Origin of the sequence: Serpentinimonas maccroryi, from assembly GCF_000828915.1 — a bacterium.
Taxonomy (GTDB): domain Bacteria; phylum Pseudomonadota; class Gammaproteobacteria; order Burkholderiales; family Burkholderiaceae_C; genus Serpentinimonas; species Serpentinimonas maccroryi.
The window spans coordinates 1110321-1134865 of record NZ_AP014569.1 but is presented as its reverse complement, the minus strand read 5'-3'; the positions used below and the strand labels follow the sequence as shown (position 1 = coordinate 1134865).

The window sequence follows — 24545 nt, the reverse complement described above, 5'->3', positions numbered from 1 at the left end:
GAGCTTGCGCACAGTCATAGGTTGCCGATTTCACCCAACAGAGGAGCTTTTCATGTCTGTATCGTCGTCTGCCGTTCAGTCCACCTTGGTCGAAAACCGCGTGTTTGAGCCCAGTGCCTCCACCGTCGCCGCCGCGCGTGTGTCTGGCATGGAGGCCTACCACGCCTTGTGTGCCGAAGCCGAACGCGACTACGAAGGCTTTTGGGCCCGTCTGGCCCGCGAGCAGCTGGTCTGGCACAAGCCCTTCACCCAGGTGCTCGATGAATCGAACAAGCCTTTTTACAAATGGTTCCAAGACGGCGAGCTCAACGCCTCGGCCAATTGCCTCGACCGCCACATCGGCACCCCGACCGAGCACAAAACCGCCATCATCTTCGAGGCCGACGACGGCACCGTGACCAAGGTCACGTACAAGGAGTTGCTGGCCAAAGTGAGCCAATTTGCCAACGCGCTCAAGGCCATGGGGGTGCAAAAAGGCGACCGCGTGGTGATCTACATGCCCATGACGATCGAGGGCGTGGTGGCGATGCAGGCCTGCGTGCGCATCGGCGCCACGCACAGCGTGGTGTTCGGCGGCTTTTCGGCCAAGGCGCTGCAAGAGCGCATCCAAGACGCCGGCGCCGTGGCCGTGATCACCGCCAACTACCAGATGCGCGGCGGCAAAGAGCTGCCGCTCAAAGCCATCGTCGATGAAGGCCTCGCCTTGGGCGGCTGTGATTCGATCAAAAACGTGGTCGTGTTCCAGCGCACCGCCAGCCCCTGCAACCTAGTGGCCGGGCGCGATGTGCTGATGCACGAAGTGATGGCGGCGCAGTCCAGCGTCTGCGCGCCCGAAATGGTGGGCGCCGAGCACCCGCTGTTCATCCTCTACACCTCGGGCTCGACCGGCAAGCCCAAGGGTGTGCAGCACAGCACCGGCGGCTACCTGCTGTGGGCCAGGCAGACCATGGACTGGACTTTTGACCTCCAGCCCAACGACGTGTTCTGGTGCACCGCCGACATCGGCTGGGTCACCGGCCACAGTTACGTCGCCTACGGGCCGCTGGCTGCGGGGGCGACGCAGATCGTGTTCGAGGGCGTGCCCACGTTCCCGCACGCCGGGCGCTTCTGGCAGACGATCGAAAAACACCGCTGCACCATCTTCTACACCGCGCCCACGGCGATCCGCTCGCTCATCAAGGCCGCCGAAACCGACGCCAAGGTGCACCCCAAAAACTGGGACCTCACCAGCCTGCGCCTTCTGGGCTCGGTGGGCGAGCCGATCAACCCCGAAGCTTGGATGTGGTACTACCGCAACATCGGCGGCGAGCGCTGCCCGGTAGTGGATACCTTCTGGCAGACCGAGACCGGCGGCCACATGATCACCCCGTTGCCGGGTGCCACGCCGCTGGTGCCGGGTTCGTGCACGCTGCCGCTGCCGGGCATCAGCACCGCCATCGTCGATGAAATGGGCAACGACGTGGCCAACGGCCAAGGCGGCATTCTGGTGGTCAAGAAGCCTTGGCCGTCGATGATTCGCACCATCTGGGGCGACCCGCAGCGCTTCAAGAAGAGCTACTTCCCCGAAGAGCTCAAGGGCTACTACTTGGCTGGCGACGGCGCCGTGCGCTCCGAAGACCGGGGCTACTTTCGCATCACCGGCCGCATCGACGACGTGCTCAACGTCTCGGGGCACCGCATGGGCACGATGGAAATCGAATCGGCCCTGGTGGGCAAGACCGACCTGGTGGCCGAAGCCGCCGTGGTGGGCCGCCCGGACGACCTGACCGGCGAGGCCATCGTGGCCTTTGTGGTGCTCAAGCGCCCGGTGCCCACCGGCGACGAAGCCAAGGCGCTGGCCACCGAGCTGCGCAACTGGGTGGCCAAAGAGATCGGCCCGATCGCCAAACCCAAAGAGATCCGCTTTGGCGAAAACCTGCCCAAAACGCGCTCGGGCAAGATCATGCGCCGCCTGCTGCGCTCGCTGGCCAAGGGCGAGGCGGTGACCCAAGACACCTCGACGCTGGAGAACCCGCACATTCTGGAGCAGTTGGCCAAGAGCAACTGATCGGGCTGGCGCGCGCCCGGACTTGGGTGCGCGCTTTTGGGGTGGGCAGACCTTGTGCGCTGCCCGAAACCCGAGGGGGCCGCAAGGCCCCAAATGCAAAAGGGGGCCACAGGGCTAGGCGTTGGCGTAAAGTGTTGATGCCTACCTCGTAGGCTCCTGGTTTGCCCTATGCGACTCCTCGTTTTATAGGGCATTTTTCTTCCGGAGATTTTTTCAGCATACGTGCGGCCTCGGGCAGTCGCCAGGTGACCAATGAGGTCTGTATGCCCGGCAAGGAACTAGGGTGGGCTCTGCATCCGAGGGGGTTCTTGCTGAAAGCCGCGGCGCCCAGGTCTTAGCTTGACCATGAAAAACGCCTCCATAGCCAGCAAGCTGCGGAGGCGTCGCCATCAAGCCCTTCCAGAACGTCAGCACTCTAAGCCAACGGCTAGCCTTGCGTTCTGGGAGCTTTTTTGTGTGCATTGAACCCTGCAACGGGCCGCAAAACATGCTTTATATGGCATGGGTTTTTGAAGTCGCTCTCAGTCAACCGAGCAACTTTGCTTGCCTTTCTATGACATGTTTGTTATCTTATGAGTGCGCGAAGCCGCGTTGCCTAACTGGTTTTTAAGTTGAGCTTACGGTCGGAAGCAATGTGCCTGCCCTGTTGAATTTATGGCGCATGTGCTATTAAACTGGAGCCTGACCGACACTTTGAAAGATAACAAATGCAGCACTTGTCAAGCCTGTCCGACCTAGGCCAAGAAGTGGCCCGGTTGCGCCGTGACAAAGGCCTGACCCAAAAAGAGCTTGGTGCCTTGTGTGGCCTCGCTCAGTCGACGCTGGCCCGGTTCGAAAAGGGCAATGTCTCGGAATTTGGTTCCAGGAAGCTGCTTCGCCTCCTGGAAGTTCTGGGCTATGGGTTGACCGTCAGTGCGGCCAAGCCGCGGTTCACGCTCGACGACGCTCTGGCCCAGCGCCGGCTGGAGGGCTCAGAGGTGGCCCGTAGCGGCACTGCCGCCCCCGCAGAACGCCGCCCGTGAAGCTCACTGTCTTCGTGCACGACGAACCTGTGGCCACGTTGGAGTCCACAGACAACTTCGAGCACGTGCTCACCTACCACCCCGGTGTTGCCGAGGAGCAGTTCATTTCCCTGCTCATGCCCGTGCGCACCAAGTCCTACGTCTATCCGGAGCTCCATCCGCTGTTCAGGATGAACCTGCCTGAGGGCTACCTGCTCTCCGTGCTGCAGGAGCAATTGGGTCCTAACGTAGGGGCATCCCCTTTGAACCTTCTTTCGTTTGTCGGCCGCAATGCCATAGGGCGGGTCAAGCTGGCGCCGCCTGGCGCTGACCCCCGGGCCGAGCCCTTGGCGTTCGATCTGGGCGACATCCTGAGGGGCGACAACTCTGAGGCGGCCTTTGAGCGCCTGGTGCGGCGCTTTGCAGCCTCCGGTGTCTCGGGCGTGGTGCCCAAGTTCCTGGCACCCAACACCGCGGGGTTTCTGAAGGACTACAACAAAGCCACGCTGCCCACAGACAAGTACATCATCAAGGGAACCACCTCTCGCCTGCCTGGTGTGGCGCTCAACGAGCACTTTTGCATGCAGGTGGCCCATCGCGCGTTCGGCCACGCGGCCCGGACGGAGGTCTCGCAGGACGGGCAAGCCCTGGCGGTACATCGCTTTGACTATGCCGAGGACGGAATCACGCGGCTCGGCATGGAGGATTTGTGCAGCTTGCTGGCGCTGCGCCCCGAGCAAAAGTATGAGTCAACCTGGGAGAAGGTGGCCAACCGCATCAAGGATGTCACGCCGGTGCAGAACCAAGGCCAGGCCTTGTCCGACCTCGGTAATCTGCTGTTGCTCACCTATGCGCTGCGCAATGCGGACTGCCACACCAAGAATATTGCCCTGCTGTATTCAGGCCTCTCGGACGTGCGCCTGGCGCCGGTCTATGACATGCTGACCATTTCCGTCTACGACGACTACTGCGACAACCCTCCCGGGATGTCCGTAGGTGGACGCAGCACGTGGCGCCCAGGCAAGGCCTTGGAGGTCTACCTCCAGACACGCTGCAGCCTGAAGCCGGCGGAGGTCGGCCAACGGGTTGAGCGCCTCTGCGAGGCGATGGTGGATGTTTCCACAGAGGTCGTACGGGCGAGTCGGGACTACGAGTCGTTTGGACTGGTGGGCCCTCGCATGTTGAAGGCCTGGAACGAAGGCATGAACAGCCTGCGACTGAGCAAGGCATGGAGTTTTCCTTCCCTGGAGCCCGTGCTGCAGGCAGAAGGCTTCGCAGAGGTGGTACAGCCCAAGGCGCCGGCGCGCACTAAGATAGGGAAGTCCCACCTGCCCTTGATGAGCTGAGCCCGAGATAAAAAAAGGCATTGGTGGGCTCTCCATCGGAGGCCTCTCGCTGAAAACCACTACGGCCAGGTCTTGGCTTGGGCATGAAAAACCGCCTCCGTAGCCAGCAAGCTTACGGAGGCGTCGCAATCAAGCCCTTCTAGAACGTCAACACTTTAAGCCAACGACTAGGCCACAGGGCCCCCTTTTTTCGTTTGCGCCAAAACCAGCGGCTGCTGGAGGGTGCCGCGTGGCCGCAGTTCAGCGGTGGCTGAGCGACCAGGTGGCTAGGCGGCGCGCGTCGGCTTCGCTCAGGCGCGGGTTGGCTGGCATGGGCACCGGGCCCCAGACACCCGAGCCGCCGCGCTGAATCTTGGTCGTCATGCGCGCCACAGCGTCGGCTTGGCCGGCGTAGCGGGCTGAAATGTCGCGAAACGAGGGGCCGACCATGCGCCGATCGACGGCGTGACAGGCCATGCAACCGCTGGCGCGGGCGAAGGCGGCCTCGTCGGCCAGCACCGGGACGGTGACGGCAGGCAGCGTAACCAAGGTGGCGGCGGCTAGGGCGAACAAGGTGCGTTTCATGGGATGCTCCTAGGGTGGATAATTCGGGGGAAGTTGGTAGGTGCGATTTTATCCGTAACCGCAGTCTTTAAATGGTGCAATTACGTCTGGTTGCAATCGATACCACCCAAGTTACAGGAGTTGAACATGTATCTGCTGATACTGGCGCTGCTTTTACTCGGTTTGAAACTGGCCGGGGTGGAGCCGGTGGCGCATTGGAGCTGGTGGTGGGTGTTGAGCCCCTTTGCGCTGGCGGCGCTGTGGTGGCTGTGGTCTGACTTGTCGGGCCGCACCACGCGCATGGCCATGAAGGCCGACGAGCAGCGCAAGGCAGAGCGCTTGGCCGAGGCCAAAAAGCGCCTGCAAAGCGGCGGCACCAAGGGCTAAGGGCACTGAGACGCTGCCAACGAGTGGACTGTAGGACAATCGCCGCTCATGGAACAACGCATCGCAGTCGATTTCGAACAACCCGCTTGCAGCACACGCCACGCTTGGGCGCGGGTGCCGGTCGAGCCCGCGCCAGAGGAGCGCTTGGCCCTTAAGGCGCAGATTCGGCAGTGGTTGCACGAACGCAACGCCGTTATGGTGTCGCACTACTACGTGCACCCCGACTTGCAGGATTTGGCCGAGGAAACCGGCGGCTTGGTGAGCGACAGCCTAGAGATGGCGCGCTTTGGCCGCGACCATGCGGCCCAGACCTTGGTGGTGAGCGGCGTGCGCTTCATGGGCGAGACCGCCAAGCTGCTGTCGCCCGAAAAAACCGTGCTCATGCCGGACCTCGAGGCCACCTGTTCGCTCGACCTGGGTTGCCCGATCGATGAATTTGCCGCCTTTTGCGACCAGCACCCCGAGCGCACGGTGGTGGTCTATGCCAACACCAGCGCAGCGGTGAAGGCGCGTGCCGACTGGCTGGTGACCTCGAGCTGCGCGCTCGACATCGTGCGCGCGCTCAAGGCGCGTGGGCACAAAATCCTCTGGGCCCCGGACAAGCACCTAGGGGCCTACATCGAGCGCGAAACCGGCGCCGACATGCTGATGTGGAAGGGCTCGTGCATCGTGCACGACGAGTTCAAGGCCACCGAGCTGCAAGCGCTGATGCGCGAGCACCCGCAGGCCAAGGTGCTGGTGCACCCCGAGAGCCCGGCCGACGTGGTGGCGCTGGCCCATGCAGTGGGTTCGACCAGCGCCATTTTGCGCGCCGCGCAGCAGTTCGAGGCCAGCGAGTTCATCGTGGCGACCGACAAAGGCATGCTGCATAAGCTGCGCACCCTCAACCCCGGCAAAACCTTCATCGAAGCGCCCACCGCCGGCGACAGCGCCACCTGCAAGAGCTGCGCCCACTGCCCTTGGATGGCCATGAACAGCCTGGCCGGGGTGGCGCAGGCGCTGCAAAGCGGCAGTGGCGCCATCGAGGTGCCGGCCGCGCTGATCGAGCGCGCGCGCCTTCCGATCGAACGCATGCTGGCCTTCACCGCGGCACAAAAGGCCGGCAACGACGCCGGGGCGCTGGTGCCGCACTTGGGCGCCGCCTGAGCGGCAGCAGCCTGACTGGCAGCAGGTGGATTGGCGGCAGGGGTTAGATCCTGTGCAGCAAAGGCCCTTAGTTGCAGCGGTCGCTCCCGGGCTTCGATAATAGCGTTCTACCCAGCGTTTGCACATTTTTCTAGAACACCGATCCCCTACCCATGAACGCACCTGCCGAACCCTTCCTTGCCAGTGCCGCCCAAGTGGACCAAGCGGCGATCGCGCCACTGCCCAATTCGCGCAAAATTTACGTGCAGGGCTCGCGCCCCGATGTGCAGGTGCCCATGCGCGCCATCAGCCAGTCCGACACCCCGGCCTCGTTTGGGGCCGAGGCCAACCCGCCGGTCTTTGTTTACGACTGTTCCGGCCCCTACGGCGACCCGGCGGCGGCCATCGACATCCGCAGTGGCCTGCCGGCGCTGCGCCAGCGCTGGATCGAGGAGCGCGCCGACACCGAGGTGCTGAGTGGCCTGAGCAGCGCCTTTGGGCGCGAACGCGCCGCCGACCAGCGGCTCGATGCGCTGCGCTTTCCGGGCTTGCAACGCCAGCCGCGGCGCGCGCGCGCCGGCGCCAACGTGTCGCAGATGCACTACGCCCGGCGCGGCCTGATCACGCCCGAGATGGAGTTTGTCGCCATCCGCGAAAACCTGAATCGCCAGCAGTACATCGACAGCCTGCGCCGCAGCGGCCCCAAGGGCCAGCGCATGGCAGACATGATGCTGCGCCAGCACCCGGGGCAGGCCTTTGGCGCCAGCCTGCCGGCGGAGATCACGCCCGAGTTCGTGCGCAGCGAAGTCGCGCGCGGGCGCGCCATCATCCCGGCCAACATCAACCACCCCGAGAGCGAGCCGATGGTCATCGGGCGCAACTTTCTGGTCAAGATCAACGCCAACATCGGCAACTCGGCGCTGGGCTCGTCGATCAGCGAAGAAGTGGACAAAATGACCTGGGCCATCCGCTGGGGCGGCGACACGGTGATGGACCTGTCCACCGGCAAAAACATCCACGAAACGCGCGAGTGGATCGTGCGCAACAGCCCGGTGCCCATCGGCACGGTGCCGATCTACCAGGCGCTGGAAAAGGTGGGCGGCAAGGCCGAGGAGCTGAGCTGGGAGATTTTCCGCGACACCCTGATCGAACAGGCCGAGCAGGGGGTCGATTACTTCACCATCCACGCCGGCGTGCTGCTGCGCTACGTACCCCTGACCGCCGAGCGCCTGACTGGCATCGTCAGCCGAGGCGGCTCGATCATGGCCAAGTGGTGCCTGGCGCACCACCGCGAGAGCTTCCTCTACACCCACTTCGAGGACATCTGCGACATCATGAAGGCCTACGACGTGGCCTTTAGCCTAGGCGACGGCCTGCGCCCGGGCAGCATCTACGACGCCAACGACGCCGCGCAACTGAGCGAGCTGCGCACCTTGGGTGAGCTCACGCAAGTGGCGTGGAAGCACGATGTGCAGGTGATGATCGAGGGCCCAGGCCATGTGCCGATGCAGCTCATCAAAGAAAACATGGACTTGCAGCTCGAGCAGTGCGCCGAGGCGCCGTTTTACACGCTCGGGCCGCTGACCACCGACATCGCGCCCGGCTACGACCACATCACCAGCGGCATCGGCGCGGCCACCATCGGCTGGTACGGTACCGCCATGCTGTGCTACGTCACACCCAAAGAGCACCTGGGCCTGCCCAACAAGCAGGACGTGAAAGAGGGCATCATCACCTACAAGCTCGCGGCCCACGCCGCCGACTTGGCCAAGGGGCACCCGGGGGCGCAGATCCGCGACAACGCTCTGAGCAAGGCGCGCTTCGAGTTTCGCTGGGCGGACCAGTTCAATCTCGGGCTGGATCCGGACAAAGCGCGCGAGTTCCACGACGAAACCCTGCCCAAGGATTCGGCCAAGGTTGCGCATTTTTGTTCGATGTGCGGGCCGCATTTTTGCAGCATGAAGATCACCCAAGAGGTGCGCGACTACGCCGCCGCCCAAGGCGTGACCGAAGGGCAGGCGCTCGAGCACGGGCTGCAGCAGCAGTCGCAGGCCTTCAGGCAGGCCGGGGGCGAGGTTTATATCCCGTTGCAGCGGGTGGACTAAAGAGGCTGGGCTCAACCGCCTAGGCTGACGCAAGCGGCGCGCTTTCTGTCACAATCGCGCCGGTTTTGTGGCCATTTACCGCGCCACACGGAGTTGTATCCCATGTTTCGCACCCTGCTCAAATCCAAAATCCACCGCGCCGCCGTCACCCACTGCGAGCTGCACTACGAGGGCTCGTGCGCCATCGACGAAAACCTGCTCGAAGCCGCCAACCTGTGCGAGAACGAGCAGATCCACATCTGGAACGTCAACAACGGCGAGCGCTTGGTCACCTACGCTATCAAGGGCGAGCGCGGCAGCGGCATGATCTCGCTCAACGGCTCGGCGGCGCGCCGGGCGGCGGTGGGCGATCTGGTGATCATCGCCGCCTACGCGCAGGTGCACGAAGACCACATCGCCCGCCACGAGCCGCAACTGGTGTTTGTCGATGAGCACAACCGCCAAACCGCCTTGCGCCACCACGTGGCTACGCAGGCGCTTTAAGAGCCTAAAGAGGCTGGTGGGCGAGTGCACGCATGCCTGCCTAAACCGCGAAAACCGCTCCAGCCGCCTAAGCCACGCCCCACCCAAACAGGCAGCGGGGCTTAGGCCCGGTGCACTAGCTGCGCGCTCGGGCGGCTGGGTCGAGCACGGTGGGTCGCGCCTCCGCTAGGGTGTGCGGGTGGTCTAGGCTGTAGTGCAGGCCGCGGCTTTCGTGGCGCGCTTGGGCGCTGCGCACGATCAAATCGGCCACTTCGACCAAGTTGCGCAGCTCCAGCAGGTCGCGCGTGAGGTGAAAGCTGCGGTAGAACTCCAGAATTTCGGTGCGCAGCAGCGCGATGCGGCGCGCGGCGCGCTCGAGCCGCTTGTCGGTGCGCACGATGCCGACGTAGTCCCACATAAAGCGGCGCAGTTCGTCCCAGTTGTGGGCGATCACCACCTGTTCGTCGGCGTCGCTGACGCGGCTGGTGTCCCACGGGCGCACTGGGGGCAGGGCGGTGGTGGGCGCGGCCACGATGTCGTCCACGGCGGCGCGGGCAAACACCAGGCATTCGAGCAGCGAGTTGCTGGCCAGCCGGTTGGCACCGTGCAACCCGGTGCAGCTGGCTTCACCCACGGCGTACAGGCCAGCCAGGTCGGTGCGCGCGCGCAAATCGGTGAGCACACCGCCGCAGGTGTAGTGGGCCGCCGGCACCACCGGGATCGGCTCGCGCGTGATGTCGATGCCCAGCTCGGCACAGCGCGCCAAGATGTTGGGGAAGTGCTCCTGCAAAAACGCCGGGCTCTGGTGCGAGATGTCGAGATAGACGCAGTCCAGGCCGTGTTTTTTCATCTCGAAGTCGATGGCGCGCGCCACCACGTCGCGCGGGGCCAGTTCGGCGCGCGGGTCGTGATCGGGCATGAAGCGGCGCCCACCGTGCGCCGCGGGCAGCAGCAGCCGGCCGCCTTCGCCGCGCACCGCTTCGCTGATCAAAAAGCTTTTGGCTTTTGGGTGGTACAGGCAGGTGGGGTGGAACTGGATGAACTCCATGTTGGCCACGCGGCAGCCGGCGCGCCAGGCGGCGGCGATGCCGTCGCCGGTGGCGGTGTCGGGGTTCGAGGTGTACAAATAGACTTTGCCCGCGCCGCCGGTGCACAGCACGGTGTGCGGGGCCACGAAGGCCTGCACCTCGTCGGCGCTTTCGTCAAAGGCGTAGGCGCCCAGGCAGCGCCGGCTGGGCCAAGTGGGCGTGGTGGCGTGGCGGTCGCTCAGGATCAAGTCCACCAGGTTGTGGGTCTGGAACACGTGGATGTTGGGGGCGGCGCGCACGCGCTCGATCAGCGTTTGCTGCACCGCAGCGCCGGTGGCGTCGGCGGCGTGCACGATGCGCCGGTGGCTGTGGCCGCCCTCGCGCGTCAGGTGCAGCCCGCCCTCGTGCAGGGTGAAGCGCGTGCCCATCTGGCGCAGCCAGTCGATGGCCGCAGGCGCGTTCTCGACCGTGAAGCGGGTGGCAGCCAGGTCGCACAAGCCCGCGCCGGCCACCAAGGTGTCGTCGATGTGGGCTTGGAAGCTGTCGTCGGCGGCCAGCACGGCGGCGATGCCGCCTTGCGCCCAACCGCTGGAGCCGTCTTCGATGGTGCGCTTGGTCAGGATGGCGATGCGCAAGTGGCTGGGCAGCAGCAGCGCGGTGGCCAAGCCGGCCAAGCCGCTGCCGACGATCAGCACGTCGAAGGCGAGCGTGGCGGCGCCGGCGGGTGGTGGGGGCTGGGTCATGGTGCGGTCTGGCGCAGTGTGGGGCAGGGGGTGGATGTTACACAGTGTCCGGGCCGGTGTGGCTGCTCGGGCTCAAGCGCACGTAAATGGGCGCATAGGCGCTGGCTTGGGTGAGCTCGACCAGCCCTTCGCGGCTGAGTTCGAGCAGCGCGATGAAGCTCACGATCAGCGCCGCAACACCTCGCGCGGGTTCGAGCAGTTCGCCAAATTCGGCAAAGCGGCGCGGCTGCAGCTGGCGCAGCAACTGGCTCATGAAGGCGCGCACGCTCAACTGCGGGCGCTCGATGCGGTGGCTTTGCACTAGGCGCGCGCGCTGCAGCAGGGCGACCCAGGCTTGCGCCAGCTCGGCGGCATCGACGCTGGGCCAGACCGGGGCGGCGGGCGCGGCTGCAGCCAGAGTGGCTTGGGCGTACCAGAAGTCGCGCCCGTGCTGCGGCAGGGCCTCGATGCGCTGTGCCGCCAGCTTGACCTGTTCGTATTCCAGCAACCGGCGCACCAGTTCGGCGCGCGGGTCTGCGGTTTCGGCTTCGGGGCTGCTGCGTTTGGGCGGCAGCAGCAGGCGCGATTTGATCTCGATCAGCAGCGCCGCCATGAGCAGGTATTCGCCGGCCAGCTCGAGGTTGTGCGCGCGCACCTGCTCGACGTAGCCCAGATACTGGCGCGTGAGCTGGGCCATCGGAATGTCGAGGATGTTGAAGTTTTGCCTGCGAATCAGGTACAGCAGCAGATCCAGCGGCCCCTCGAAGGCGTCGAGGAACACCGCCAAGGCATCGGGCGGGATGTACAAGTCGGGCGGCAGCGCAAACAGCGGTTCGCCGTAGAGGCGCGCGAGCGCGGTGCTGTCGCTGGGTGCAAGGCTCATCGGTGCGCGGACGACCCAGCTGAAGGGCCCCTAGGTGCTGCTGCAGGGCCGGCAACGCCTACAAGGCCTGCAGGCTCAGCCTTTGAGCGTGGGCTCGGTTTGATAGACGTAGGGCTTTTGCGCCACCTTGGCGGCGTTGGCCTGCTGCCAGAATTGGCGGTCAACTGGCTTGTCCCACAGCAAGGCGCGGCCTTGGCGCTGTTGCGCCTCGAGCTCGGGCTGGCGGCCTTTGAGCGCGTCCAGAAACTCGGTGGCGTCGGAGCGGTAGTGCGGGCGGGCAAAGATGGACATGGGGTGTGGCGTGTGAAGGGTGGCGGGGGCAGACAGGGCAATGGCGCGGGCCATTTTAAGCAAGCGTGACCGGCGGCGGCGCAGCGGTCGCATGCTCGAGGTGGCAGCGCTCGATGCGCTCGACTTCGTTGCGCGAACCCAAGATCACGCTCACGCGCTGGTGCAGGCTGTGCGGTACCAGGTCGAGGATGCGCCCGCGCCCGGTGCTGGCGGCGCCGCCGGCTTGCTCGACGATCCAGCCCATCGGGTTGGCCTCGTAGAGCAGGCGCAGTTTGCCGGGTTTGTCGGGTTCGCGCTTGTCCCAAGGGTACAAAAACACACCGCCGCGGCACAGGATGCGGTGCACGTCGGCCACCATCGAGGCCACCCAGCGCATGTTGAAGTCTTTGCCGCGCGGGCCTTCGCGGCCTTGCAGGCATTCGTCGATGTAGCGCCGCACGGGTGCGTCCCAGTGGCGCATGTTGCTCATGTTGATGGCGAATTCTTTGGTCTCGGGCGGAATCTGCACGCCGTCTTGGGTCAGCACCCACGAGCCCTGTTCGCGCTCGAGGGTGAACAGGGCCACGCCGTTGCCCACGGTGAGCACCAGCGTGGTCTGCGGGCCGTAGATGCAGTAGCCCGCCGCCACCTGTTGCGCGCCGGGTTGCAGGAAGTCGGATTCGGCCACCGGCTCGATGCGCAGCGGGTCGTCGTTGTGGCGGCGGAGCACCGAAAAAATGGTGCCGATGCTGACGTTGACGTCGATGTTGCTCGAGCCGTCGAGCGGGTCGAACAGCAGCAGGTATTCGCCTTTGGGGTAGCGGTTGGGCACGGCGTAGATGCCGTCCATCTCTTCGGAAGCCATGGCCGCGAGGTGGCCGCCCCATTCGTTGGCCTCGATCAGCACCTCGTTGGCGATCAGGTCGAGCTTTTTTTGCACCTCGCCCTGCACGTTTTCGCTGCCGGCGCTGCCCAGCACCTCGCCCAGCGCGCCTTTGTTGACGCTGATGGCGATGCGCTTGCAGGCGCGCGCCACCACCTCGATCAGCAGCCGCAGCTCAGGCGGGATGCTGCCGTGTACGCGCTGTTGCTCGATCAGGTAGCGGGTGAGGGAGGTGCGAGGGCTCATGGCGCAGCTTGGTTTGGGTGGGATGGGCGGGCGGTTTGGCAGCCTGAGTTTAAGCCTCTGCGGCCAAGGCGCGGGTGACGATTTCGAGCACATCGGGGCTCAGGCCGGGGTGCTGCGCCACATCCGACAGCGCCTTGCGCGCCGCGCTGCGGTAGGGTTCGACCAGCGGCTGCCAGCGCTCGATGGCGCGCGCCAGCCGCGCCGCCACCTGCGGGTTGAAGGCGTCGATTTCGAGTACGCGCGCGCGCCAGAAGGCGTAACCGGCGCCGTCCGGGCGGTGCAGGGCGGCCGGGTTGGCGTGGCAAAAGCTGCCGATCAGGCTGCGCGCGCGGTTCGGGTTGCGCAGTTTGAAGTCGGGGTGGTGCAGCAGCGCTTGCACGCGCGCCAGCAGGGTGCCGTCAAAATCCGGGGCGCTGGCTTGCAGGGCAAACCATTTGTCCAACACCAGATCGTCGTGCCGGTGGCGCTGGTGCATGCGCTCGAGCGCCGGTTCGGCCAGCGCATGGCCGCTGTGCAGCAGCGCTTGCAGCGACTGGTGCAGCTCGGTCATGTGGGCGGCGTCTTTGCAGCGCTGGTAGGCTTTGCCGGGCCAGACCGCGTCGCCGCTGGCGCGCGCGGCTAGGCACAACATATTCAGCGCCAGCCCGGTCAAGTCGCGGCGGGCGCTTGAGACCGCATCGGGACGGTAGGCGCCTTCGGTGGGGTGGGCCTCGAAGGCCCAGACCCAGTCGGCATGGAGCGCTTGCGCGAGCTGGCTGCGCACGCTCAGGCGCACGGCATGGATGCGCGGCGGGTCCACTTGCTGCACCTGCTCGGCCAAGTAGGCCTCGCTGGGGGCGGTGAGCAGCAGCGCTTTGAAGGCCGGATCGAGCTCGGGGTGGCGCAGCACGGCGCGCAAGGCCTCGAGCGTGGCCGCATCGAGCACATCGGGGCGCACCGGGCCGCTGGCGTGCAGGGCGGCCAGCATCTGGCGCAGCATGAGCAGCTGGCCGGCTTCCCAGCGGTTGAAGGCGTCGCTGTCGTGCGCCAGCAGGGTGCGCAGCGCATCGGCGTCGAGCTCGGTGTGCAAAATCACCGGGGCGCTAAAGCTGCGCAGCAGCGAGGGAATGGGGGCGTGCTCCAGGCCCACCAGCCCGGTGAACACGAAGCGCTGCACCGGCGCGCTCAACACCAGGGTGCGGCTGGTGCCTGTGGCCTGGCTTTCGCCTTCGAGCTGCAGGGGCAGGGCGCGGCCATCGGCGGCCAGCAGCCCGAGCGCCACCGGGATCACGAACGGCTCTTTGTGCGGCTGGCCCGGCGTGGCCGGGCAGTGCTGGCGCAGCTCGAGCGTGTACTGGCCCAGGGCCGGGTCGAACTGGGCGTTGGCCTGCACCCGTGGGGTGCCGGCTTGGGCGTACCAGCGCTTGAAGGCTTCGAGCTGCGTGGCCAGCGCGCTGCCGGGGTTGGCGTCGGCCATGGCCTGGGCAAAGTCGTCGCAGGTCACGGCTTGGCCGTCGTGGCGCTCGAAATAGAGCTTGAGGCCGCGCGCAAAACCAGCGCGCCCGAGCGGGTCGAGCGCCGCGTCGCTGACCAGGGTCTGCATCATGCGCACCACCTCGGCCCCTTTTTCATAGACCGTGAGGGTGTAGAAATTGTTGATCTCGGCGTATTGGTCGGGGCGCACCGGGTGCGCCATCGGGCCGGCGTCTTCGGCAAACTGACTGCTGCGCAGCACGCGCACGTCTTCGATGCGCTTGACCGCGCGCGCCGAGGCGCTGGCGGCCATGTCCTGGCTGAATTCTTGATCCCGGAACACCGTCAGCCCCTCTTTGAGGCTGAGCTGGAACCAGTCGCGGCAGGTGACGCGGTTGCCGCTCCAGTTGTGCAGGTACTCGTGCGCGACCACGCTCTCGACGTGGGCGTAGTCGGCGTCGGTGGCGCTGGCCGGGCTGGCGAGCACGTATTTGGTGTTGAAGATGTTGAGGCCCTTGTTCTCCATCGCGCCCATGTTGAAGTCGCTGGTGGCCACGATCATGAAGCGCTCGAGGTCCAACGGCAGGCCAAAGCGCGCCTCGTCCCAAGCGATGGCGGCCATGAGCGACTGCATGGCGTGCTCGGTTTTGTCGAGGTCGCCGGCGCGCACATAAATCTGCAGCGTGTGCGGCTTCCCACTGCGGCTGATGATTTTTTGCTCGCGCTGCACCAGCTTGCCCGCCACCAGGGCGAACAGGTAGCTGGGCTTGGGGTGCGGGTCGTCCCAGACCGCGTAGTGGCGCCCGCCTTCGAGCGCGCCGTGCTCGACCAGGTTGCCGTTGGACAGCAGCACCGGGTAGGCGGCTTGGTGGGCGCGCAACGTGACGCGATACCGCGCCATGACGTCGGGCCGATCGAGGAAGTAGCTGATGCGGCGAAAGCCCTCGGCCTCGCACTGGGTGAAAAAGGTGCCTTGGCTCAGGTACAGGCCCATCAGGTGGGTGTTTTTCTCTGGGCAGCAGGTGGTGAAAATTTCGAGCTCGAAGGGATCGGGGCCGGCGGGCAGGTTTTCCAGCACCAGTTGGCCGGCGTCGAGCCTGAAGCTGCAGCCAGCGCCGTTGAGCAGCACCCGCGCCAGGTTCAGGTCGGTGCCGTCGAGGCGCAGCGGCTGCGGCGTCACGGCCGGGTTGCGCCGCAATTGCATGCGGTTGAGCACGCGGGTTTTGACCGGGTCGAGGTCCAGGCTCAGATCGACGCGGTCGATCAGGTAGGCCGGGGCGGTGTAGTCGTGGCGCAGCACCACGGTGGCAAGGCCTTCACGCAGGGTCATGGTGGCTTTCTTTGGGGGGCAGTTGAGGCCGCAATGGGGACAGCAGTTGGGGGCAGATCAGTCTATTCGACGCTGAGTTTTTTAGACGCCTTGTTTGAGCGCGGCTTCGATGAAGGGGTCTAGGTCGCCGTCGAGCACTTTTTGGGTGTTCGAGATTTCGACGTTGGTGCGCAGGTCTTTGATGCGGCTCTGATCGAGCACGTAGGAGCGGATCTGGTGGCCCCAGCCGACGTCGGTCTTGCTGTCTTCGAGCTTTTGCTGCGCTTCCATGCGTTTGCGCATCTCGTGGTCGTAGAGGCGCGAGCGCAGCCGCTGCCAAGCCAGGTCGCGGTTGCTGTGCTGGCTGCGGCTGTCTTGGCATTGCACCACGATGCCGGTGGGGAGGTGCGTCAAGCGCACGGCCGAATCGGTTTTGTTGATGTGCTGGCCGCCGGCGCCGCTGGCGCGGTAGGTGTCGGTGCGCACGTCGGCGGGGTTGATGTCGATCTCGATCGAGTCGTCGATTTCAGGGTAAACGAACACCGAGGCGAACGAGGTGTGGCGCCCGCCCGAAGAGTCGAAGGGGCTTTTGCGCACCAGTCGGTGAACGCCGGTTTCGCTGCGCAGCAGGCCAAAGGCGTAGTCGCCCTCGATCTTGATGCTGGCGCCCTTGATGCCGGCGCTGTCGCCCGCGGTTTCGTCTTCGATCGTGGTGGTAAAGCCCTTGCGCTCGGCGTAGCGCAGGTACTGGCGCAGCAACATGCTGGCCCAGTCGCAGGCCTCGGTGCCGCCGGCGCCGGCCTGGATGTCGAGGAAGCAGTTGAGCGGGTCAGCGGGCTGGTTGAACATGCGCCGGAATTCGAGTTGCTCGACTTGGGCGCGCAAGCCCGCCGCTTCGGCTTCGATAGTGGCTAGGGCCTCGGTGTCGGCGTCGGCGGCGGCGAGCTCGAACAGCTCGGAGTGGTCGGCCAGATCGCGCCCGATTTGGTCCAGCACGTGCACCACGTTCTCGAGGCTGCGTTTTTCTTTGCCCAGCTCTTGGGCGCGCTTGGGGTTGTTCCAGACCGTCGGGTCTTCGAGCGCGCTTTCGACTTCGGACAGTTTCAGGGCTTTGGCATCGTAGTCAAAGATACCTCCGCAGCTCGAGCGTGCGCGCGCTCAGGTCGGCAAGCAGGGCAGAGAGGGCGTTTTGTTGTTCGGCATCCATGATCGGTGGCGTGGGCATTCGGGTAAAACGCGCATTTTCTCATGCGGCAAGCGCCGCTGCCGCGCCAAAGGCCTCCGCAGGCTGCCCTCTCAGGCCCCATCGGCAAAAAATGCCTGCAACAAAGCGGCCAAGGCCGCCGGTTGGTCGTGGTGCAGCATGTGGCCGGCGTCGGGCAACTGCTCGATGCGGCACTGGGGCTGCGCGGCTTGCAGGCGCTGGTGGAACTGGTCGCGGGTGTATTCGCCTTGGCGGTACCACTGGCCTAGGCTGTCGGCTTGGGCCTCGACCACCAGCAGCGGAGCGCGGATGCAGCGCCAAACCGCCAGCACCTCGTCGGCCCGGTACAGGTGCGGGTTGACGATTTTGTGCGCCGCATGGCCCAGCACCTGCCACTGGCCGCTGGCGTCGGGCGCGGCCCAATGGCTGGCCAACCAGTCGGATTTCTCGGGTGCGAGGCGGGGGTTGGTTTTGCGCAAGCGCTGCGCCACGGCTTGCGCGCCGGTGTAGCTTTTGAGCGCCAGCGTGCCCTGGCGCAGTGCGTCGATTTCATCGAGCCAGCGCGCGTAGCGCTGCGGGGCTTGCTCGGGCTGGCTGGCTGGCATGCCAAAGCCTTCCACGTTCACCAGGCGGCGCACCAGCGCCGGCCTCACGCCGGCGTAGAGCATGGCCACGTTGCCTCCCATGCTGTGGCCCACCACGTCGAAGGCAGCCCCGGCGGGGCGGCCCAGCTCGGCGTTGAGGTGCGCGATCAGGGCGTCGAGGTCGGCCAGATAGTCGGCAAACTGGTAGTGGTCGGCGCTGCCGTAGGCGAGCGGGTCGGAGGCGGTGGCGCACTCCAGCGGGCGCGAGTGGCCAAAGCCGCGCCAGTCTGGGGCAACGATCAGGCGCTCGGCCAACCAAGCAGGGGGCAGGGCATCGACCATGAACTGCCACGAGGCCGAGACATCCATCCAGCCGTGCAACAGCAGCAGCGGCGTGGCGTCCGGCCGGTGCTGGCCCCACTGGCGCAGGTGGTGGCGGAACCCACGCAGGGGCAAATACAGGCTGTGGCTGGGGTGGCGGATTGAGTACATTGCAGGGATTATCAGGAGACCAGCCATGCCTAGGTGTCAAACAGCGGACAAGCCACGCACAAAACCCGAGCAATCGACTACGACCCGAGCGGCCAAACAGCCGCCCCAAACCGATTCCTACGCCGCCGTGCACGCCGATTTTCACTGGCAGGTGCCGGAGTTTTTCAACATCGCCCAAGCCTGCTCGCGGCGCTGGGCCGAGCAGGCGCAGACCGCCAGCGAGACCGCCGTGATCGCCGACGGCCCCGACTGCGCCCAGCCGCGCCACCACAGCTACGCCGAGCTGCAGCAGGCCGCGAATCGGCTCTCGAACGGCTTGCGCTTGCTCGGGGTGCGGCGCGGCGAGCGGGTGGCGATCGCGCTGCCGCAGCGCTTCGAGACCGCCGTCGCCTACATCGCGGTGCTGCAGCTGGGGGCGGTGGCGGTGCCGCTGTCGCAGCTGTTTGGCCCCGAGGCACTGGAGTATCGGCTGCAAGACAGCGCCGCCAGCGTGGCGCTGGTGGACCAGCACAGCGGCGCGCTGGTGCAGGCTTTGCGCGCCCAGTGCCCGGCGCTGCGCCACGTGCTGGGCCTGACTGGGGCGCTAGACCCCGAGGTCATCGACTGGGCTGCGGTCCAGGAGGCGGCGAGCGCCGAATGCGCGCTGGTGCACACCCGCGCCGAAGACCCGGCGCTGCTGATCTACACCAGCGGCACCACCGGCAACCCCAAGGGCGCGCTGATCCCGCACCGGGCCCTGATCGGCAACCTGAGCGGCTTCATTTGCAGCCAGAACTGGTTTGGCTTTGACCCCCACGGGGCCAGCACGCCCTCGCAGGCGGTGTTCTGGAGCCCGGCCGACTGGGCTTGGACCGGGGGCTTGCTCGATGCCTTGTTGCCGACGCTGTATTTTGGCCGCCCGATCGTGGCTTGGAACGGGCGCTTTGCGGCGGCGACGGCCTTTGCGCTGCTGCAACGGCACCGCGTCACGCACACCTTTTTGTTCCCGACCGCGCTCAAGGCCATGATGAAAGACTGCCCACAGCCGCGCCAGCTCTACCGGCTGCGCCTGCAGGCCATCATGAGCGCGGGCGAAGCGGTGGGCGATGCGGTGTTCGACTACTGCCGCCAGCAGCTCGGCGTGACGCTCAACGAGATGTTTGGCCAGACCGAAATCAACTACGTGGTGGGCAACTGCGCGCGCCTGTGGCCGGCGCGCCCCGGCAGCATGGGCCGCGCCTACCCCGGCCACCGGGTGGCGCTGCTCGACGAGCAAGGCCACGAATGCGCCCAAGGGGAGATCGGCGAGGTGGCGGTGCACCGGCTGGACCGGCACGGCGTGCCCGACCCGGTGTTCTTTCTGGGCTACTGGAACAACCCCGGGGCCACGCGCGCCAAGTTCAGCGCCGACCCGGCCTCGAGCTGGTGCCGCACCGGCGACTTGGCCGTGCGCGACGCCGACGGCTACCTGTGGTACCAAGGTCGCGCCGACGACATGTTCAAGTCGGCCGGATACCGCATCGGGCCGGGTGAGATCGAGAACTGCCTGATCAAGCACCCCGCCGTGCTCTACGCCGCCGTGGTGCCCAAACCCGACGCGCAGCGCGGCGCCTTGGTCAAGGCCTACTTGGTGCTGGCGCACGAGGCGGCGCAGCAGCGCGCGCGCTGCATCAACCCGGAGCAAGCGTTCGACCCGGCGCTGGTGGCCGAGCTGCAAGCGCACGTCAGGCAGCGGCTAGCGCCCTACGAGTACCCCAAAGAGATCGAGTTCATCGACGCCCTGCCCATGACCAGCAGCGGCAAGGTGCAGCGCCGCCTGCTGCGGCTGCAAGAAGAGGAGAGGGCGCAGCGGGGCTAGGCTGCCCGCCGCGGCAAGCAGCTTGGCAAGCAGCTTGGCAACCACCTTGGCGATCAGCCTAGCAACCACCCTCTCTAGCAACCACCCCGGCAACCACCCCCCCCGGCTACTGCTCCAGCACCCCCCGCTGGCAGGCGTTGTTTGGAGGCGACTAGTCGATTCCTCTGCAGCCTCGCTTGCCCCTCGGGTATGCGCTTTGGGTTAGGCTCTGGGGCTCATGAACCCCCAAGCCCCTGCCCCTGCTTCTGAGCCTTTGCCCAAGCCCGCTCAGCCACCCGCCACCCGCCCCGCCTCCTTTTGGGCCATAGGCTGGCGCGCGCTGCGCCGCGACGCCCGCGCCGGCGAGCTGCACCTGCTGTTGCTGGCCGTGGCCTTGGCGGTGTCGGCGCTCACGGCGGTAGGCTTTTTTGCCGACCGGCTGCAGCAGGGTTTGCAGCGCGATGCGCGCCATCTGCTGGGCGGCGACGCGGTGGTGCGCAGCGACCAACCCTTGCCCGCCGCCTTCGTGCAGCAGGCGCAGGCGCTGGGTCTGGAGCTGACGCAGCACCTGGGCTTTCCGACCATGGCGCGCGCCGACGACGCCCAAGGCGGCGCCGCCCGGCTGGTGGCGCTCAAGGCGGTGCAAGACAACTACCCGCTGCGCGGCCAGCTGCTGGTGGGCCTGGCGCCGGGCGATGCCGGGCAGGCCACCACCGAGGTGCCGCGCCCGGGCACGGTCTGGGTCGATCCGGCCCTGCTGGCCGGGCTGGGGGTGCAAGTGGGGCAGGCGCTGTGGTTGGGCGACAGCCGCCTGACGATCGAACGCCTGATCGTGCTCGAGCCCGACCGCGGCGGCGGCTTCATGAGCCTGCAGCCGCGGGTGCTGCTGCACCAAAGCGATTTAACCGCCACTGGGCTGCTGCAACCGGCCAGCCGGGTGAGCTACCGGCTGGTGCTGGCCGGGCCCGACGCAGCCGTGCAGCAATACACCGCTTGGGCGCAAACCGAGCTCGAGCGCAGCGGCGTGCGCGGGGCGCAGCTCGAATCGTTCGAGGCCGGGCGCCCCGAGCTGCAACAAACGCTGGAGCGCGCCGAGCAGTTCTTGGGGCTGGTGGCGCTGCTGGCGGCGCTGCTGTGTGCGGTGGCGGTGTCGATTGCGGCGCGGGTCTATGCCACGCGCCACCTCGACAGCTGCGCCATGCTGCGCGTGCTCGGTCTGTCGCAGGCCACCATGGCGCGCGCCTATGCGCTGTCGTTCGTGCTCGTCGGTCTGTTGGCGGGCGTGATCGGGGTGCTGCTGGGCTATCTGTTGCACCACGGCTTCGTGCTCTTGCTGGCCGAGCTGCTGCGCGCCGAGCTGCCGCCACCCAGCGCCTGGCCGGCGCTGTTTGGCCTAGGGGTGGGCCTGACGCTGATGCTCGCCTTTGGGCTGCCGCCGGTGCTGCAGCTGGCGCAGGTGCCGCCGCTGCGCGTGATTCGGCGCGAAGTCGGCGGCATCAAGCCGGCCTCGCTCGGTGTGTTGCTGTTGGGTGGGCTGGGGTTTGCCGCCTTGCTGTTGGCCGTGAGCCCAGACCTAAGGCTGGGCCTGATCGCGTTGGGTGGCGTGGCGCTGGCGGCGGCGCTGTTTGCTGCGGCCAGCTTTGGCGCGGTGCGCCTGCTGCGGCGCTGGGTCAACGAAGCCACGGCCCCGACTTGGCTGCGCCTAGCCACGCGCCAGATCGCGGCCCGGCCAGCGTATGCGGTGCTGCAAATCAGCGCCCTGGCCATCGGGCTGATGGCCCTGCTGCTGCTGGTGCTGCTGCGCACCGACCTCATCAGCAGCTGGCAGCAAGCCACACCGCCCGATGCCCCGAACCGCTTTGCCATCAACATCCAGCCCGACCAAGCCGAGGCCTTTCAGGCCAGCTTGCGCGCGCAGGGCCTCGAGCGCTTCGACTGGTACCCGATGTTTCGCGGCCGGCTGGTGGCCATCAACGACCAGCCCATAGACCTAGCGGCGCTGCCCACCGACCGCGGCCGCCGCTTGGCCGAGCGCGAGTTCAACCTCTCGCACAGCGCGCAGCCGCCCAGCCACAACGCCATCGTCGCCGGGCGCTGGCAGCCCGAGGAGCCAGGCAGCATCAGCGTGGAAGACGGCCTAGCCGAAGACCTAGGCCTGCAACTGGGCGACCGGCTCACGTTCGAGATCGCCGGCGTGCCGGTGCAGGCGCGCATCAGCAGCTTGCGCGAAGTCGATTGGTCGTCGATGCGCGCCAACTTTTTTGTGCTGTTCCCGGTGTCACAACTGCCCGAGGTGCCCGTGACCTACCTGAGCGCCTTTCGCGCCCCCGTCGCAGCCGGCTTCGACGCCGAGCTCGTGCGCGATTACCCCAACATCACGCTGATTGACCTGAGCGCCACGCTGGCGCAGCTGCAGCAGGTGCTCGCGCAAGTCAGCCGCGCGGTGGAGTTTTTGTTTGCCTTTGCGCTCGCCGCTGGGCTGGTGGTGCTGTTTGCCGCCATCGGCGCCACACGCGCCGAGCGCGAGCGTGAGTACGCCATTTTGCGCGCCCTGGGCGCCCAAACCGCTCTGCTGCGGCGCGTGCAGCGGGCCGAATTGGCCGGTATCGGCCTGCTGGCCGGGCTGCTGGCGGCATTGGCGGCGCTGGCCATCAACTGGGCGCTGGCGCGCTGGGTGTTTGGCTTTGACTGGACGCCGGCGCTGTGGACGCCCGCCGCCGGCGCGCTGGCCGGGGCCGCGCTGGCGCTGGCCGCCGGCTGGGCCGGACTGCGCGCCGTGCTGCGCACACCGGTGGTGCAGACGCTGCGCGCGGCGGCGCAGTAGCGCGGCGCGGCTGGTCTACATTTACTCTGCAACGCTTCGTTTTTTATGAGTCTGCAGAGAACTTTAAAAGTGTTGATTTGAATCGTTTTTTTGTGAAACTACCAAGCCGAACCCCAGCTTTTACTCTGCAACTGATGCCTGTTACTCTGCAACTTTCCATCGGGGGGCGCGGTCACTTCCCATGTTCACGATGCTGCCTTTGCGTCTGAGTTTGGTGAGCAAGTTGCTGACCTTGTTGAGCTTTTTGGTCTGATCCAGCGCATCGCTGAGTTTGGGCAGCAAAAGCTGGTCTATTTCTTGGCGGCTGGCTTGTCCAAACTTTTCCAAGTAGTCCATGAGCAGCTTGGCGTAGAACTCGTCGTCCTGCGCTCGTGTACGGATGTAGTCTGCTTGGTTGGCCGTGACCTTGGCCACCGCAGCCGACACATGCAGGTTCGGCTTGCGCCCCTCGATCAAGCCGCTGCGCTTCAGGCGTGCGGCGGTTGCACTAGGAATGGGCAACTTCTTTTGCACCCTGTCTAGGGCCAGCACATCGGCCAGCGGCAGATTCGTCTTCTGGATCAGTAGGCGGCTGTAAGCCGGATCAACCACGCCGCCATAGAGCGTCATCTTGACCGCGTTGGCCTCGCTCAGGTCGTAGTCAGGCAAAGGGAAATAGCGCTGCGCTTGCCCGGCATACATGTCCCGAATGCCATAGCCCATGGTGTCGATCATGTTCAGCTCGGCCATGGCCTGCGCCAGAAACGGGTTGCGGTAACGGCGCGCAAGCTTGGTGCCCTCGATGTAGTCCCCCGGCTGCCCTTCAAAAAAGCTGCCTTCGTTTTCAAACACCAAAGTGGCCGGATGTTCTGTGACCACGATGCGCCCACAACGGCTGTAGTCCTGATGCGCAATGCAGTTGTGCAGGGCCTCCAGCACAATCTTCTGGTCGTATTTGGGCACCTCCACGGGCAGCAACTCGTCTTGCGGCAACAGGCGCAACTGCACGTTGCGGATGCGCTGGTAAAGCTGCGTCGTATTGAGCAGAAAGGGCAGCCCGAAATGCTCATAGGCCCGTTCTTGGCCTCTGAGGCTCCAAGTCAGCTGCGCCGGGTGCGGCGACAGCAAATAGGCAGATGCGGCTTTGCCCAGCAAGAGCAAAGTGGCGCGGGTGAGGTGCCCGGCATGGGTCAGTCGAGCGCGCTCAAGAAAGGTGGCCACAGGCCAGCCCAACACTTCATCCAGCGTGATGCGGTTGGCATACTTTTTGGCAAACGACTCGCGGGCTTTTCGCAACGCCGCTTCATCAAGATCATCCAGGGTGGCGCCCGGCACCCGTTGTGCCGACCAGTCGGTGTTCAGGGTTTGCTGTCGAATCTCGTCGAGCTTGTCCAGCCCCAGCGGCGCACGGCTTTCGCCAGCACGTGCGTAGTAGTGCCCCTTCCATGCAATGGGCATTCCCCGGGGGGCGGCTGGCACCTCCATCAACACCACGCGTCCACGCGGAATACGCAACTCATAAATGTTGCGCAGTGTGATGCTCGGTTCGGTGGATTGGGCAATCTGGTATTTGAGGCTCTGCAGGCGCTCAGGTTCGGGCCGGTAATCTGTGCCGACCACTTGCCTGCTTTTGTTGGCAACCCCAAGCACCAACCAAGCCCGTTCAAGCCCCCGCAAATTCGCCTCATTGCTGAGTGCAGAAAAATACTCGCCAATCTTGTCGGTGTCGTAGTCGTGGCCCGCCTGCTTGAACTCCACCACTTCGTTTTCCCAAGTGGCGAGCAGTTCATCGAGCAAACGCTTCAGTGCAGACTGATCCATGGTGCGGGCCTCAGAG

The 24545-nt window shown here is 65.9% G+C and carries 18 protein-coding genes; 9 read left to right on the top strand and 9 right to left on the bottom strand.

Annotation, left to right across the window (positions count from 1 at the left end; all coding sequences use genetic code 11):
- Positions 1-52 precede the first annotated feature (52 nt).
- The 3 genes from acs to SMCB_RS05265 all read left to right on the top strand — a co-directional run bounded on the left by acs (position 53) and on the right by SMCB_RS05265 (position 4394).
- Positions 53-2047, top strand: a complete 1995-nt coding sequence (gene acs, locus SMCB_RS05275; protein WP_045535613.1) for an acetate--CoA ligase — start codon at positions 53-55, stop codon at positions 2045-2047.
- Between the two features lie 707 nt (positions 2048-2754).
- On the top strand, positions 2755-3069 hold the full coding sequence (locus SMCB_RS05270) for an XRE family transcriptional regulator (protein ID WP_045535612.1): 315 nt from the start codon (positions 2755-2757) through the stop codon (positions 3067-3069).
- Positions 3066-4394, top strand: coding sequence for a type II toxin-antitoxin system HipA family toxin (locus tag SMCB_RS05265; RefSeq protein ID WP_045535610.1), 1329 nt, complete (start codon positions 3066-3068; stop codon positions 4392-4394). The genes SMCB_RS05270 and SMCB_RS05265 overlap by 4 nt, the downstream gene beginning before the upstream one ends.
- Before the next feature lie 240 nt (positions 4395-4634).
- On the opposite strand, the gene SMCB_RS05260 is transcribed toward SMCB_RS05265, so the two are convergent.
- Positions 4635-4958 (bottom strand): c-type cytochrome, encoded by a 324-nt coding sequence (locus SMCB_RS05260; RefSeq protein WP_045535609.1) that lies wholly within the window; start codon positions 4956-4958, stop codon positions 4635-4637.
- Positions 4959-5084: 126 nt separating this feature from the next.
- Between SMCB_RS05260 and SMCB_RS05255 the strand changes: the two genes are divergently transcribed.
- The 4 genes from SMCB_RS05255 to panD all read left to right on the top strand — a co-directional run bounded on the left by SMCB_RS05255 (position 5085) and on the right by panD (position 9037).
- Positions 5085-5324, top strand: coding sequence for a TIGR04438 family Trp-rich protein (locus SMCB_RS05255; RefSeq protein ID WP_045535608.1), 240 nt, complete (start codon positions 5085-5087; stop codon positions 5322-5324).
- A 48-nt stretch (positions 5325-5372) separates the two neighbouring features.
- Positions 5373-6470 (top strand): quinolinate synthase NadA, encoded by a 1098-nt coding sequence (gene nadA, locus SMCB_RS05250; RefSeq protein WP_045535607.1) that lies wholly within the window; start codon positions 5373-5375, stop codon positions 6468-6470.
- Positions 6471-6622: 152 nt separating this feature from the next.
- On the top strand, positions 6623-8554 hold the full coding sequence (gene thiC / locus SMCB_RS05245; RefSeq protein ID WP_045535605.1) for a phosphomethylpyrimidine synthase ThiC: 1932 nt from the start codon (positions 6623-6625) through the stop codon (positions 8552-8554).
- 102 nt (positions 8555-8656) lie between these two features.
- Entirely contained in the window at positions 8657-9037 is a 381-nt protein-coding gene (gene panD, locus SMCB_RS05240; RefSeq protein ID WP_045535599.1) for an aspartate 1-decarboxylase, read from the top strand.
- A 115-nt stretch (positions 9038-9152) separates the two neighbouring features.
- Here panD and nadB read toward each other — a convergent pair whose 3' ends face one another.
- From nadB to SMCB_RS05205, 7 genes are all read right to left on the bottom strand, one after another.
- The gene (gene nadB, locus SMCB_RS05235; protein ID WP_045535593.1) at positions 9153-10787 is read right to left on the bottom strand and encodes an L-aspartate oxidase; all 1635 of its coding nucleotides are present in this window, start codon (positions 10785-10787) and stop codon (positions 9153-9155) included.
- A 37-nt stretch (positions 10788-10824) separates the two neighbouring features.
- Positions 10825-11649 carry a segregation and condensation protein A gene (locus tag SMCB_RS05230; protein WP_045535591.1) on the bottom strand — a complete coding sequence of 275 codons (825 nt, stop codon included), beginning with the start codon at positions 11647-11649 and terminating at the stop codon, positions 10825-10827.
- A gap of 75 nt (positions 11650-11724) precedes the next feature.
- On the bottom strand, positions 11725-11940 hold the full coding sequence (locus SMCB_RS05225; protein ID WP_045537681.1) for a DUF3460 family protein: 216 nt from the start codon (positions 11938-11940) through the stop codon (positions 11725-11727).
- Between the two features lie 55 nt (positions 11941-11995).
- On the bottom strand, positions 11996-13048 hold the full coding sequence (locus SMCB_RS05220; RefSeq protein ID WP_045535589.1) for a class 1 fructose-bisphosphatase: 1053 nt from the start codon (positions 13046-13048) through the stop codon (positions 11996-11998).
- A gap of 49 nt (positions 13049-13097) precedes the next feature.
- Complete coding sequence (pepN, locus tag SMCB_RS05215; protein WP_045535588.1) at positions 13098-15830, bottom strand: aminopeptidase N; 2733 nt, start codon at positions 15828-15830, stop codon at positions 13098-13100.
- Positions 15831-15911: 81 nt separating this feature from the next.
- A protein-coding gene (prfB, locus tag SMCB_RS05210; protein ID WP_144400282.1) for a peptide chain release factor 2 occupies positions 15912-17016 on the bottom strand; the annotation gives its coding sequence in 2 pieces (ribosomal slippage) (positions 15912-16934 and positions 16936-17016; 1104 coding nt in all).
- 89 nt (positions 17017-17105) lie between these two features.
- Complete coding sequence (locus tag SMCB_RS05205) at positions 17106-18089, bottom strand: alpha/beta fold hydrolase (protein ID WP_045535578.1); 984 nt, start codon at positions 18087-18089, stop codon at positions 17106-17108.
- A gap of 25 nt (positions 18090-18114) precedes the next feature.
- Between SMCB_RS05205 and SMCB_RS05200 the strand changes: the two genes are divergently transcribed.
- Positions 18115-19926: an acetate--CoA ligase gene (locus SMCB_RS05200; protein WP_082027250.1), complete on the top strand. Its 1812-nt coding sequence runs from the start codon at positions 18115-18117 to the stop codon at positions 19924-19926.
- A gap of 217 nt (positions 19927-20143) precedes the next feature.
- Positions 20144-22729, top strand: a complete 2586-nt coding sequence (locus tag SMCB_RS05195) for an ABC transporter permease (RefSeq protein WP_082027249.1) — start codon at positions 20144-20146, stop codon at positions 22727-22729.
- A 141-nt stretch (positions 22730-22870) separates the two neighbouring features.
- Here SMCB_RS05195 and SMCB_RS05190 read toward each other — a convergent pair whose 3' ends face one another.
- Positions 22871-24529 carry an RNA-binding domain-containing protein gene (locus tag SMCB_RS05190; protein WP_045535572.1) on the bottom strand — a complete coding sequence of 553 codons (1659 nt, stop codon included), beginning with the start codon at positions 24527-24529 and terminating at the stop codon, positions 22871-22873.
- Positions 24530-24545 lie beyond the last annotated feature (16 nt).